The following is a 15,318-nucleotide window of genomic DNA, read 5'->3' as shown; positions in this document are numbered from 1 at the left end:
CACTATTGTATTAATCAAGATTATCGTATTAAGTTGATTTTACCAGAGTAGTCAAAATCATCTCCGGTTAGGTTAGTCGCGCGAACTGTGTAAACATATACACCTACGGGCGATTGCTTTCCACCTTCTGTTCCGTCCCAACCAATATTCTGGTCGGTCGTTTTAAAGATTTTACTACCCCAGCCGTCATAGACTGTAAATTCAAGTTCTGTAAACGGACCACCGCGTACCAAGTACACATCGTTGATTCCGTCGCCATTTGGCGAGAAGGTATTTGGAAGCCTTGGCGGCAATACCAGAAATCCTTCTATCACAATGGTTGTTCTTGAAGTATCTGTACATCCCGATTCGCCGGTTACAACCAGTGTTACATCGTAGTTTCCATCAGTAATGTACTCATGGGTTGGATTTTGGATATTTGAAAATCCAATCACATCGCCAAATGCCCAGTCCCACGATTGAGCGCCCACAGACGTATCTGTAAACCGCACATCAAAATTGATTGGGGCGGGATTGTCGCTGATTTCAAAGCTCGCTTTAGGTCCTTCTACCACATTTACCAGTTGTACTATAGTGTCGTTACATCCCAGTGTGCTTGATACCACCAGCTCTACACTACGCGAACCGGGAGTGCTGTAAACAAACTGCGGATTCTGCTGATTGGATATGTTTCCATTACCAAAATCCCATCTCCAGCTCGAAATAGATCCGGCAAAGACTTCAGTTTCGTCAACAAATTGAATGGTAGACTCTGCACAAGCATTGCCCTGGCTAAAGCCTGCCGCAAGCGGGTTGCTAATGTTTACGGTTACAGTATCGCTCTTATCTGCACAACCGGCCAGGGCTGTGGCTGTAAGAATCAGATTAACCGATCCGCTATTGCCATCTGCATTACCAATTACATACTCTGTATCAAGCTCTTCGCCGGAAGGCAAGAATACACCATCACCGAGCGTAGTCCACATGGTAGATTCAGCAAATTGAGCTGTACCATTCATTGCCACCATTCCGGAAGATTTACATACAAAATCGTCAGCACCTGCATTTGCAGTAGCTTGTCTGTTGATAGCTACTTCTACTGTGTCGCTTACTGCAGGACAAGCTCCGTTATTGGTTGAAGTCAGAATTAATCTGGCCGATCCAATCAATATATCGTTGTTTCCAAAAGTATAGTCGGCATCAAGTTGCGTGGCAACTGGGCTAAAGCTTCCAAAAGCATTTGTGCTCCATTGGCCTTCATAACCGGCTCCACTCACAGCACCGGAAAGTGTAATTGCGCCATCTGTTTCACAAGCCACCATATCTGCTCCGGCATTTACTACCGCTGTTTGGCGGAAGCTTATTGTTACTGATTCAGTAAGAGTCCCACAAGCGTTTCCTGAAATGGCAGATATTGTTACCATTGTATTGCCAGATGCAATTTCTCCTGCCGTTGGCAGATAAACCACATCTTGTACGTTTGCATTCGGACTAAAAGTACCACCGCCATTAGACTGCCAAAGTACAGAAGCTGCTCCCGAAACATCTGATGCAAGTGCCACTTCGTCGCTCGTAACACAAGACTCTACATTTGCCTGAGTAACTATTACCGGAAGGGCATCGAAAGTAACATTAAGCGAATCAGTATCTGACGGACAGTTACCTGTACCTGCAGCCTGCAAGTAAAGCGTTACACTTCCTAGTGCTTTATCCGCTTCAGATGGTTCATAATTTGTTGTAAGATTGGCAGACGAAGGCACAAAACTACCTGTACCCATCGTACCCCATTGGTAGGCATCGCTACCTTCTACTGCTCCCGCAAGAGAGACCACATCTTCGTCTATACAGACATTTTGATCTGATCCCGCTATGGCTGTAACAGCTCCCGAGAAGAGGATTTGCATTTGATCCATATCACCTCCACATGCGCCGTTGCCGTAAGTTGTAAGCGTCAGCGTTACCGAGCCATTTAGGCTATCGGCCGATGAAGGCGTGTAAAGTGCTGTCAGTACAGAGTCATTCGGGAAGAATGTACCGCTACCTGCCGTACTCCATATTCCACCGGTTGCTCCTTGCACATTTCCGAGCATTTGTACCGCCTCAATATCACCACATATCACCTGATTTGCTGCGGCATCTGCAACTGGTAGTGACTGGAAGTTAACCGTTAGCGTAGAATTGGTTTCAGAACAAAGTGCCGAATTAGTAGAAGTAAGTGTAATTTCTACATCACCATTTGAGAGGTCGTTTGGCCCCGGTTCATAGAAGGCGTCAAGCGCTACTATGTTCGGGAAGAATGTACCATCGCCGGCAGTTGACCATACGCCTGTATTGGTTTCGCTGCTCACAATACCGTGCAGTTCAACTAAGTCAATTGTTACACATTCATTTATATTTGAACCGGCAAATACATAAGCTGCCGTACCAAAGGTAAGTTCAAAGTTGTCGCTTGCCGGATTACAAATTCCATTGTTAGTAGAAGTTAGTGTAAGCGTAAGGCTGCCTGCATCTATATCTTGCTGAGTAAAGTTGTAAACCGCATTTATAGCATTTGCATTGGGGCTAAATGTTCCGTTACCCGATGTTGTCCAGGTACCCGTAGTAGAGCCGTTACTAATATTACCATAAAGTTGTATTGTACCTGCATCTACACAAGCTGATCTGTCTTCGCCCGCTTCAACGGTTACACCGCTGCTTATTGAGATAAGAAGTGAATCAGTAACAGGGAAACAATTTCCGTTTCCGGTAGATGTAAGCATAAGGAATACGCCACCTTGGTCTATATCATTTTGGCTGGCTACATAGAATGTGTTCGGATTGTTCGCATTCTGGAAAGTACCGGTTCCTGAAGTACTCCATTGCGCTCCGGTAGAGTTAGCAAAGGTACCAGTTACCTGGAATGGGAACACATCGCCACAAGCAGCCTGGTCTGGGCCGGCTTGCACTTCCGGGCCATCCGTAAATGAGATGTTCATAAAGTCGGTAGCATTGTTACAGCTATTCACACCAGCCAGAATCAGGTTTACTGATCCGTTTACAAGGTCGCCTGCGCTTGGCACGTAAGTCGCATTAAGTGTTTGTGCATTTGGCGCAAAAGTTCCTGTTCCACTGGTAGTCCACAAGGCCTGATCGGCACCTGTAAGAACACCCGCAAGTTGTACTTCCGGATTGTTATCACAAGCTATTACGTCAGCACCAGCATTTGCCGTTCCTTCCGGAAATATGTTTAGCGTAAGCGTATCGCTAACGTTTATACAATTTCCAATATCGGTAGCTTTCAGAATAAGTGTAATTATCTGATCATCTGCATCATCAGCAGAGAATTCATATGTAGCATTGAGTGTGTTGGCATTTGGAATAAAGTTTCCGCTTCCGCTCGATGTCCAAAGACCCGTTGCAGAAGCACCACTTACAGAGCCTAATAGTTGTACATCGCTTTCAGATGAACAAACTGTAATATCGGCTCCTGCTGCAACTACTGGCGATGGAGTGAAAGTGATTATCACATCATCTGTAGCCTGGTTACATGAATTTACTGCAAAAGTAAGCGTCACATTTCCTGCGGCAAGATCTGCTGTACTCGGTATATAATTAACCAATGGCTGATTTGCATTTGGTGTAAACACTCCAGTACCACTTGTTAACCATGTTCCGCTAGTCGCAGCTCCACCAATTACACCTGTTACGGCTATATTGGGATTGTTTTTACAAATCGCTTGATCGGCTCCTGCATTTGCAGTTCCTGCCGGAGAAATATATACTAAAATCTCATCGGTTACCGGAGTACATAAACCATTAGAAGAAGATGTAAGTGTCAGCGTTATCACACCTGCCAATGAATCGGCAGAAGAAACTTGGTAAGTACCGTTAAGTACAGATGCATTTGGCACGAACACACCAGTTCCGGATGTAGTCCAAATACCAGTATTAGTTGGGCCAGACACTTGGCCTTCTAGTGGTACAATTAATTCATCTACACAAACAAAGTAGTCTTCGCCAGCATCAACTTCCGGAGCAGGTGTAAAGTTTATTACTACCTGGTCGCTTGCTTGCAAGCAATTTCCATTACCGAATGTAGTAAGCGTAAGCGTTACCGATCCATTATTCAATTCTGATTGCGATGGCGTGTACTGCGCGTTCATGGTGCTCGCATTTGGATTAAATGATCCTGTACCACCGCTCCAGTTTGCACCTTCGGCTACAGTAAACGAACCACTAAGTTGAACCGTGGCATTGTTTTCACAAGCAGTAATATCTGTACCGGCATCTGCAATAGGTGCTGGTGTAAATGTTATTACCAATTGGTCGGTCACCACATTACAAGTTCCAATTCCTGTGCTCGAAAGTGTGAGCGTTACCAGCCCTGCTGATAAGTCGGCTGCACTTGGCTGATACGTTGCGGATAGTGCATTGGCGCTAGGCGAGAAAGTTCCCGATCCACCAGACCATTGACCGCCACCGGCAAACTGGATAGTTCCGTTAAGTTGAACCAAATTATTGTTTGCACAAATAGTTTTGTCGTCGCCGGCGGCTACTATAGGTGCCGGGTTTATTGTAATTGTTACATTATCTGTTACATCAGCACAAGCTCCAGAACCAACAGAAGTAAGAGTAAGCGTTACACCACCATTTATTATCTCGGCATTGCTTGGCGTGTAGTTCGCAGATGGATCTTCATTACTTGGATCGTAAAAGCCCATACCACCACTCCATTCTACACCACTTGCGTTAGTAAATGAACCATTGAGTGCAACACCAGAATTATTGGCGCATGACACCAAATTGGCACCTGCATTAACTGTAGGTTGTGGGTCGTAATTAATTACCACCACATCACTTTCAGCCAAACAGTTACCATTGCTGATAGTTGTTAGAGTAAGCGTAACACTTCCACTTGCTAATTCTGCAGCAGTTGGCGTGTAAGTAGCGTTCATTGCAAGTGCATTTGGCGAATATGTGCCATTTCCACCACTCCATTGCGCTCCACCAGATACTGTAAAGTTACCATTGAGAGTTGCTACTGGAGCAGATGCACAAAGCGTAATGTCTGTACCTGCATTAACTGTAGGCGATGGTGTAAATGTTACAACCATTTGGTCTGTTACTGCTATACATCCCGCGTTTCCGGTAGAAGTAAGCGTAAAAGTTACCGATCCTGCTACAATTTCGGGAAGTGTAGGCGTGTATGTTGCACTCAAGTTGGTATTACCACCCGAGTAAACACCCAATCCACCAGACCATTGTCCGCCAGCTGCATTGGTTACACTTCCATTTAAATTGAATGTGGCATTGTTAGAACAAATTGTTAAGTCAGTACCCGCGTTTACAATAGGCTCCGGGTTTATGGTAATCAGCACATTATCAGATTCGGGCACACAATTTCCATTTCCGGAAGTAGTAAGTGTAAGCGTAACCTGACCGGCTGCAATTTCGGCAGCAGATGGGGTGTAAACCGCACTTAGCGCAGTATTGCTCGGGTCGAAAGTTCCGTTACCACCAGACCATATTCCACCAGTAGCAACTGAAACGTTTCCATTTAAGTTTACTTCTACATTGTTAGCACAAACCGTTTTGTCTGTCCCCGCGTTTGCGACTGGAGCAGGTGTAAATGTAAGCTTCAGGCTATCTGCCACCGCATTACAATCGTCATTACCGGTTGTGGTAAGCGTAAGCGTAACACTTCCGACAGCAATTTCGCCCGCTGTTGGCGTGTAAGATGTTGATAGTGCGTTTGCATTCGCAAATGTACCGGCTCCACCTGTCCACGTTCCACCTGTGGCAACCGTTACGGCACCACTCAAAGTGGCTACCGAATTGTTTGCACAAAGTGTTTGATCTATACCGGCGTTGACAGTAGGTGCAGGGCTAAAAGTATAGGTTACCGCATCATTTACCGAAAGGCAAAGGCCATTTCCTGTAGAAGTTAAAGTCAAGGTAAGCGATGTTGAATTGATCTCGCCCTGGCTTGGTGTGTAGCTGGCATTAAGTGTATTTGCATTTGGTGAAAACGTACCAGTACCACCGCTCCACGTTCCGCCTGTAGCTCCTGTTACTGAACCATTAAGGCTTATTACAGCATTGTTTGCACAAAGCTCTGAACCTATTCCTGCATCTACTACTGGTGCAGGTGTAATGGTAATAACCATTTGATCTATTACCTGATTACAATTTGCATTTCCTGTAGTAGTAAGTGCTAAGGTTACTGTACCAGCAGAGATATCTGCTGCGCTCGGTGTATAAATTGCGTTAAGTGCATTTGCATCAGGCGTAAATGTTCCAGACCCACCGCTCCAGGTTCCACCTGTGGCAATAGATACTGATCCATTCAGATTCACTTCCGGATCGTTTGCACAAACCGTTTTATCTGTACCGGCATTTGAAGTTGGGGCTGGCGTAAAGTTTATTACAATATCGTCAGATACCGCGCTACAATCGTCATTTCCAGTTGTAGTGAGCGTAAGCGTCACCGTTCCAGCAGTAATTTCGGCAGCTGTTGGCGTATAGAACGTATTTAATGCGTTTGCATTCAAGAAAGTTCCGGCACCACCGCTCCAGGTTCCACCAGTTGCAACGGTAACAGAACCTGTAAGTTCTACTACTGCATTGTTGGCACAAAGAGATTGGTTTGCTCCAGCATTTGCTGTTGGCGCAGGTCCGAATGTAAATGTTACAGCATCATTTACTGATACACAAGATCCATTTCCACTGGAAGTTAAAGTCAGTGTAATTGAACCTGAATTTATCTCGGCCTGGCTTGGTGAATAAACAGCATTTAGTGTATTTGCATTGGGCGCATACGTCCCATTTCCGCCGCTCCAGATTCCACCGGTGGCAGTCGTTACTGCTCCATTTAGAGAGATAGCTGCATTGTTAGAACAATATTCTGTTCCTGTTCCGGCTTCCACCGTAGGTTCAGGGGTAATGGTAATAACCATTTGGTTGGTTACCTGAATACAAGTCCCGTTTCCGGTGGTAGTAAGGGTAAGCGTTACTGTACCGTTTGTAATATCATCTGCACTCGGTGCGTAAACAGCGTTTAGTGTGTTTGCATCAGGAGCAAAAGTTCCCGATCCACCAGTCCACGTTCCGCCGGTAGCTACCGAGATACTTCCGTTAAGCGTTACATCAGCAGCATTAGCACAAACAGTTCTGTCAAGACCTGCGTTTGCAATTGGAGCTGGAGTAAATGTTATTTTTAAGCTGTCTGCTACTGCGTTGCAGTCGCTATTTCCAGTTGAAGTTAATTTTAAAGTTACCGTTCCTGCCGTAATCTCTTCAGGAGTCGGGGTGTAGAAGGCGCTCAATGAGTTTGCACTTGGCGAGAAGTTTCCTGCTCCGCCACTCCACGTTCCACCTGTAGCGATGGTTATAACTCCGGTTATCGCAGCTTCGGCATTGTTTGCACAAAGAATTTGATCTGCACCTGCATTTACCGTTGGTGCCGGACTGAATGTGTATGTTACATTATCTGTAACGGGTACACATGATCCATTTCCGGTAGAAGTCAATGTCAATGTTAAGGTACCGGCGTTGATTTCGGCTTGACTTGGCGAATAAACGGCATTCAAGTCATTTGCATTTGGTGCAAACGTTCCATTTCCACCACTCCACGTTGCTCCTGAAGCAGTTGTAATAGATCCACCAAGAGCAATTGCAGCATTGTTAGCACAAAACTCTTCGTCGATTCCTGCATTTACAGTCGGGGCAGGTGTAATGGTAATAGCCATTTGGTCTGTTACTTGATTACATGTTCCGTTTCCGGTGGTAGTGAGTGTTAGTGTTACCAGACCTGCAGTAATATCGGCAGCACTTGGAGTATAAGTTGCGTTTAAGGTGTTGGCATCAGGTGTAAACGTTCCTGAACCACCACTCCATGTTCCGCCGGTTGCAGTAGATATTAATCCGCTAAGCGTTACTTCTGAGTCATTGGCACAAACAGTTCTATCTGTTCCTGCATTTGCCGTAGGAGCGGGAGTAAATGTGAGAACCACAGCATCTGTCACCGCATTACAATCGTCGTTTCCGGTTGTTGTCAGAGTCAGCGTTACAGTTCCCGAAGTAATATCGGCTGGTGATGGAGTGTAAGAAGTGGTAAGTGCGCTTGCATTTCCAAACGCCCCTGTACCATTGCTAGTCCATGTTCCACCTGTGGCAACCGTGATTACTCCCGTAAGAGAAGCCACGGCATTGTTTGAACAAAGCGATTGATCTGTACCTGCATCGGCAGTTGGTGCCGGACTGAAGGTATAAGTTACATCATCTGTTACAACAACACATGAGCCATTTCCTGTAGAAGTCAATGTAAGTGTAAGTGTGCCTGCATTAAGTTCAGACTGGTTTGGAGTGTACACCGCACCTAGGTCATTTGCATTGGGTGCGAAAGACCCGCTACCACCACTCCAGGTACCACCTGTTGCAGTAGTTACCGAACCACCCAAAGTGATAGCAGAATTGTTTGCACAAAATTCAGCATCCGCGCCAGCGTTAACAATTGGAGCCGGTGTAATGGTAATGATCATTTGATCTGTTACCTGATTACAATTTGCATTTCCGGTAGTTGTCAATGTTAGTGTTACAGTTCCGGCAGTTATTTCGGCTGCGCTTGGAGTGTAGGTAGCACTTAAGTCGTTTGCATTTGTTGAAAACGAACCCGTTCCGCCGCTCCATGTTCCACCTGTGGCTACTGTTACAGCGCCATTAAGCGTTACATCAGGAGCATTGGCACAAACTGTTCTATCTGCATTTGCATTAGCAGTAGGTGCTGGGGTAAAAGAAAGGGTGAGGCTATCTGTAACAGCATTACAATCGCCATTGCTTGTTGACGTGAGGTAAAGCTTTACAGATCCTGCTGTAATTTCAGTAGCATTTGGAGTATATGTAGTGTTAAGTGCATTCGCATTAGCAAAAGAACCAATACCACCACTCCATGTTCCACCTGTGGCAATAGTTACAACGCCGCTTAATGAGGCTACTGAATTATTGGCACAAAGAGATTGGTTAATGCCAGCTTCCACTGTTGGTGCCGGGCTGAAGGTATAAGTTACCTGATCTGTAACGGCCACACAGTTTGAGTTTCCGGTAGAAGTTAATGTCAGTATTAAAGAGCCATTATTAATCTCACTTTGACTTGGAGTGTACGTTGCATTAAGAGCAGAAGCATTTGGGTTAAAAGAACCACTACCACCACTCCATGTTGCACCAGATGCTACGGTTACTGCTCCATTGAGAGAGATAGCCGGGTTGTTAGCACAATACACATCATCAGCTCCTGCATTTACAGTAGGTGGTGGTGTAATGGTAATAGTTATTTGGTCTGTTACCGCATTACAATTCCCGTTTCCGGAAGTAGTAAGTGTAAGGGTTACCGTTCCATTTGAAAGTTCGGCGTTACTCGGCGTGTAAGAGGCGCCGAGTGTAGTATTGTTGGGGTTAAAGCTTCCGCTTCCACCACTCCAGGTTCCACCAGAGGCACCGATGATTGATCCATTGAGATCTACCACGGCATTGTTGTTACAAACGGTTACATCTGCTCCTGCATTTGCGGTAGGTGCCGGTGTAAACGAAATGCTCACAACATCTTGTACTTGTGTACACGTTCCGTTTCCGGTTGTAGTAAGTGTGAGAATTAGAGAACCACTTGCTATTTCGGCAGCGGTAGGATTGTAAAGTGCGATAAGAGAGTTGGCATTCGGACTATAAGTTCCGGCGCCGCCACTCCATGTTCCACCACCCGCTACTGTTACGGATCCACCAAGACTAACCTGCGCGTTGTTAGAACACACAGATATTGGAATTCCGGCTTCCGCAGTTGGAGCCGGAGTAAAAGTAATTAGTACATCATCAGTTTCAGCAGAACACGTCCCATTACCAGTTGTGGTCAACGTTAGGGTAAGTGAACCTGAATTAATTTCTGTTGTAGTTGGTGAATAGGTAGTAGTTAATGAGTTTGCATTGGGAGAATAAGTTCCCAATCCACCGCTCCAGGTTCCGCCTGATGCTATTGTAACAAGTCCTGTAAGATCTACTGCGGCATTGTTTGCACAAACTATTTTATTTGTTCCTGCATTTGCCGTAGGCGCATCTGTAAATGTGAATACGACCTGATCTGTTACGGGGCTGCACGTTCCATTAGCCGTTGTGCTTAATGTTAGGGTTACCGATCCACTTGAAATTTCACTTGGAGTTGGGGTATACACCGCATTGAGCGTTGTATTATCTGGGCTATAGCTTCCGCTACCACCGCTCCAGGCACCGCCACCAGCGAGAGTTACAGAACCATTAAGTGTGATGGCTGCATTGTTTTCACAAATATCTCTGTCGAGACCTGCATTTGCAGTCGGAGGAGCTGTAAAAGTATAAGTCACATCGTCAGTTACAGCGCTACAAGTTCCATTGTCAAGAGATTCAAGCGTAAGTGTTACAGAACCGTTTGAAATATCGGTTGCTGAAGGCGTATAAATTGCGTTTAAATTTGTTGAGTTGTTAAAAGAGCCACCGGTCGTTGTTGACCAAATTCCAATAGTGGCAATGGTAAGTGAACCATTAAGTGTAATAGCAGAATTGTTTGAACAAACAGAGCCATCAACACCTGCATTTACGGTAGGTGCATCTGTAAAAGAAATGATCATTACATCACTTTCTGCAATACAGTCTCCGTTTCCGGTAGATGTAAGTGTAAGCGAAACCGAGCCGTTCAATTTATCATTAAGGCTTGGGGTATACGTTGCATTTAAGGTATTCGCATCAGGTGCAAAAGTTCCAGAGCCACCTGTTGTCCACGTTCCACCAGTTGCATTTACAACTGAACCATTAAGAATTACATCCGCATTGTTTTTACAAACCGTTCTATCACTGGCTGCATCTACTTCCGGGGCATCCGTATACGTAATAACCATTTGGTCAGCTACAGCAGAACAGCCGCTGTTATTTGTAGTGGTGAACGTAATTGTTACAGAACCCGTTATAAGGTCGGAATTACTTGGTGTGTAAGTGGGTGTAAGAGATTGATTAGATGGCAAAAAGGATCCGCCTGTAGGGCTAGACCATTCTCCGCCACCGGCAATTGTTACAGCGCCATTAAGTTGGGCTACATTGTTGTTTTGACAAAGCGTTTGATCTGCACCTGCATTTGCTGTAGGGGGTGGGCCAAAGGTTATTAAAACAGAATCTATTTCAGCAAAACAATTCCCGTTTCCGGTAGATGTTAAGTAAAGTTGTACACTTCCGTTTGTAACTTCGGCAGCCGATGGGGTATAAGTTGCAGAGAGCACACCTGAATGGGGTGAGTAAGTACCTGCACCACCACTCCATATTGCACCAGAGGCCACATCAACATATCCGTTTAGCGTTACGACTGTGTTATTTTCACAAGCGGTAATCGCTAAGCCGGCATCAACAATCGGAGCCGGTGTATAAGTTATTTCAACTTCATCTTCCACCGGAAAACAGTTGCTGACAGAAGTAAGTGTTAATGTAACCGATCCGGCACTTAAATCGGCAGGCGTGGGTTCGTAAATCGCATCTAGGGCAAATTCGTCGGGCGAGAAAGAGCCTGTTCCATTAGAAGTCCAGACTCCATTTGTTGCTCCACCGGTTATGTCACCGGCAAGTTGAGTTATTCTATTGGCACAAACTGTTTGGTCAACACCTGCATCCACAATAATCTCGGCAGAGAACTGCGAGAAATAACCAAATCGGCAACCAGAACTTGCGCCACCATTAATAAGTCCCATTGAGAAAACTTCTTCGGTATTTACCAAAAGATTTGCTGTACCTACGGGTATTTGGGTGGTATTAAATTGAATTTGTGCACCAACCCAGTATCCGCCAGTTCCTGGCACAACATTAAATACGCCTGGGTCAATAATTGTTGCATTTCCGTTTAAAACGAAGGCATCTTCATTTCCCGCAGGAACTAAAAGGTTGATAAAAAAGCTTTCACCAGTTGATCGTACAAAGCTAACTTGTTCTGATCCCGCACAATTAAGTGGTGGCAAAAGGGCAGTTCCTGTTTCACATCCGAAACCGCTAACGTGAATGAGATAAAATGGTTTTGACCCCGTTATGTAAGTTAGGGCATTGGATATTTGAATTCTGTAAGTTTCACCATTGAAGAGTGTAGCAACTACTACTCCGTCAACTTCGATAACCGTATTGTTTTGAGTGGCGACAACCATGGCGAGATCATCAGAATTGAGTGCTCCCTTATTTACGATGTACTCATCTCCAACAATGTTTACAGGCACGAGTTGATCCCCATTCAAGTCTCTACAGCCTCCATAACCCGTAGGGTTAATTGAGTCATCTTTTATAGAAACTGCTATTGGCTTATCCGAAATAATCTGCGAACCCGTTGGATTATTTATTGGATTAGCTGGATCAGTAACCGACCCTGAATATGTTTCCCCTTCGTTCAGCGTTATGGTAAAACTCTGAAAAGCGGGTTGCCCACCATCAAGATCTGCGGTGGGGTAAATTAAAATTGTTGTATTGTCTTCGGTTGCCACAATGTCAAACGACGTGTAAGGCGTGGGGGTATAACCTCCGTTGGGCCAAATATTCTGGAAAGGTGTGTAGAATTCCGTTCCAAGACCGTTGAGACCTTTGAGTGCCCAAATATCGGGATTGTTTCCCGGGCTCACCTCGTAGATCGCTGTAATATCGGCAGTGGAAGTTATTTTCAAACCTGTATTTCGCACCACGCCAGTGGGTCGGGTTTCGAGAATATTTACAAATGCCGATAACGTTTCGGTATATGAACCATTTGCCGGTATATTTACCACTATAGGCGAACCGCCATTGAATGCTGCGGCATTTGCAGGCATTTCAATAGTTACCGTTGCGGGCACTGCTCCGGCCGCGAGTCGCAAATAAATAGGCACACTTCCTGCGTGCCCTTGCGAAACTTCAGGTGGTGCAAACCAAAATTCTGTACTGGTCTGTGCTGTCGCTGAATTTGAAAAAGTCAGCAGAAAAGCGAAAAAGACAAAAATACTTGCGAAGCCACTAAGTAGCTTTAACAATTTAGAGGGGGAATTCAACATTTTGACTTAATTTCTAAGTTATAAGGGATTGTTTTTACTCGCAGAAACCTTTCGTTAAAGATTTTTGTAAGTCCCTGTACTTACGTCAATGATGTTTGTGGGTTACGTTTTTTTATAGAAAAGTAGAGATTTGCTGACGTACCAAATACAATCTCAAAAATTGTATAGGGCTTTAGATACTAATTTTCGCAAAGGCTAGCGACTATATCGTGGTGGCCATCGTGCCACTTTTACGAAGCAGTAGAGTAGATGCGATATTTTTAGGCGTTACCATTATAGAGCCCGCTAATGGAAGTATACATTGTATTTGTTTGAAATCTTACTCCTAATTGGTTCGCGTACAAAAAAAAGCCGCGAATGCACGAATGAGTTTCATTTACTCTTGAAGCGGATACCGCAGCTACGATATACATCTATGTGTATGAGCCGGACTTGCGGATAAGCCAATTGCTAAATCTAAAGAATTACAGACTCAAACTCAAAACTGTTAATGCGTCTTCGTAAAACCCTCTGGAACAACTAAAATAATATCCGCGGTCACAACAAATTCTGGGTTACAATCAAGGTTGATCTCTGTATAAACTTCGATTGTTGTAATGTTTAATTTGGTTTTTTGCTTTTTAAAATAGCAGTAGATGCCGTTAAAAGGATTAGTAGAATTAACCGCAAAAAGAAAAGAATACTCCTCGAAAAGTGTCAAACATTAAAATTACAATTATATTTAGACTCTATTTAACCAAAACTTAATGCCATGAAGTATATAGATAATCCTGACGCGCCGAACCAAAAACACCTGGATTTCTTAAGAATAAGGGACAAGAATAATACGCTAATAGATTTTGATCAACTATCACACCTTTGTAACAGTAATTTTCAAATAGGTATAACTTCTTATTTCATTTTACCTGTATTTCAAAATAATTCGAAGGCCACAAATATTCGATTAAAAGAATACTTGCACAACCAAAGAATCGAGGTTGGAACTGATAGTATTCAGCATCGAATACATAAGGACGATTTAGCATTCTACCTGCAATGCGAACAGAAAACGAATGAATTTTTTAGCAGACTGGCACCATCAGAGATTCCTTTTTATAAAACCAGATTTGATTTCAGAGTTGGTACGAATGGATTCTATAAGAGATATCTTCAACAAAGAGTAGTATTCGAATATGAAAATGAAAATATTCGAAACTTTTTGGTGATCATGACCGATATCAGTCAACTAAAAAGCTCTTCGTCAAGTCATTATTCAATTATCGGGAAGAGCGATAAAAAATGTCCCGATTCAAATTATCCACCTTCTATTAAGGTTGCAGACCCTTTTCCATTATCGCGGCGCGAAAAGGATGTTCATGGCCATTTGATGGAAAATCTAAGCAGTAAGGAAATAGCTGACAAGCTCTTTGTGAGCGAAGAAACGATCAAAAACCACAGAAAGGGTATCCTTAAAAAAACGGGTTGCAAAAATACTCTTGAACTTATCATGAAATCCTATGAAAATGGATGGATCTAAGCACCTACAGTTGCCGGATCAACTCGTTTACTATCCCTTGTTTAAAGAATGGAAAGCACTGGCGGGCGTATCGAAACCGGGTGCCTTAAGCGTCAACCTTGGGCTATATGCCAAGGCGCTCGACCTGTTTCATTTCAGCGATTATTGCTACTTCATTTTCAATCTTCAAGATGTAAAGACTGAATGGTGCAGCAAGGGGGTTAAAAAGCTCCTCGGACTGGAGATCGATGAATTTAACGTGGCTGCTTTTTTCTCAATGCTCCATCCCGAAGATTTGGAAATTTTCCAGCAAAGAGAACTGTTGGCGATCAAGTTTTTCAAATCTCTTCCCAAAGAACACATTTTTAAATACAAACTCCGCCATGATTTCCGATTGATTCTCAAAGATGGTACCATAAAGCGCATTCTGGAGCAGGCGGTTGTCATTCAAATTGGTGAAGATGGACAATTTCAACGCACGCTTCTAACGCTTACAGACGTGGATTTTCTGGGTGAAGGATTTGTGAGTGGTTTGTCCTTCATCGGCCTTGATGGCTTGCCTTCTTATTCAAATATTGATTTGGAAAAAGGCTGGGAAGAATGCACCAACCCGCTAAGCCCGCGTGAAGTTGAAATCCTGGCTCTTTTATGCCATAAAAAAGACTCCAGTCAAATCGCCGAAATTCTAAACATTAGTGTTGAAACAGTGAAAAAGCACCGTAAAAATATGATTAAAAAGACGGGGTGTAGCGATACGAATGAATTGGTTTTGAAAGCGCTGAGGAAGTGTTGGGTTTGAAA

3 protein-coding genes are annotated in these 15,318 nt (G+C 44.1%); 2 read left to right on the top strand and 1 reads right to left on the bottom strand.

All coding sequences use genetic code 11. The annotated features are described in order from the left end of the window. Positions 1-20: 20 nt before the first annotated feature. Complete coding sequence (locus G3O08_RS11535) at positions 21-13,022, bottom strand: PKD domain-containing protein (protein ID WP_163285527.1); 13,002 nt, start codon at positions 13,020-13,022, stop codon at positions 21-23. A gap of 751 nt (positions 13,023-13,773) precedes the next feature. On the opposite strand from G3O08_RS11535, the gene G3O08_RS11530 reads away from it, so the two are divergent. Further along, entirely contained in the window at positions 13,774-14,538 is a 765-nt protein-coding gene (locus G3O08_RS11530) for a helix-turn-helix domain-containing protein (protein WP_163285526.1), read from the top strand. Beyond that, the gene (locus G3O08_RS11525) at positions 14,525-15,316 is read left to right on the top strand and encodes a LuxR C-terminal-related transcriptional regulator (RefSeq protein WP_163285525.1); all 792 of its coding nucleotides are present in this window, start codon (positions 14,525-14,527) and stop codon (positions 15,314-15,316) included. Before G3O08_RS11530 ends, G3O08_RS11525 begins: the two co-directional genes overlap by 14 nt. Positions 15,317-15,318: the final 2 nt, after the last annotated feature.

The sequence above is a fragment of the Cryomorpha ignava genome (assembly GCF_010686655.1).
Lineage (GTDB): Bacteria > Bacteroidota > Bacteroidia > Flavobacteriales_D > Cryomorphaceae > Cryomorpha > Cryomorpha ignava.
The sequence above is the reverse complement of the archived record's forward strand: the minus strand, read 5'-3'. Positions and strand labels throughout refer to the sequence as shown.

What these genes read in the sequence shown, in the direction of transcription:
- G3O08_RS11535 (WP_163285527.1), bottom strand. Translation starts at nt 13,022, where the DNA reads ATGTTGAATTCCCCCTCTAAATTGTTAAAGCTACTTAGTGGCTTCGCA.
- G3O08_RS11530 (WP_163285526.1), top strand. Translation starts at nt 13,774, where the DNA reads ATGAAGTATATAGATAATCCTGACGCGCCGAACCAAAAACACCTGGAT.
- G3O08_RS11525 (WP_163285525.1), top strand. Translation starts at nt 14,525, where the DNA reads ATGGATGGATCTAAGCACCTACAGTTGCCGGATCAACTCGTTTACTAT.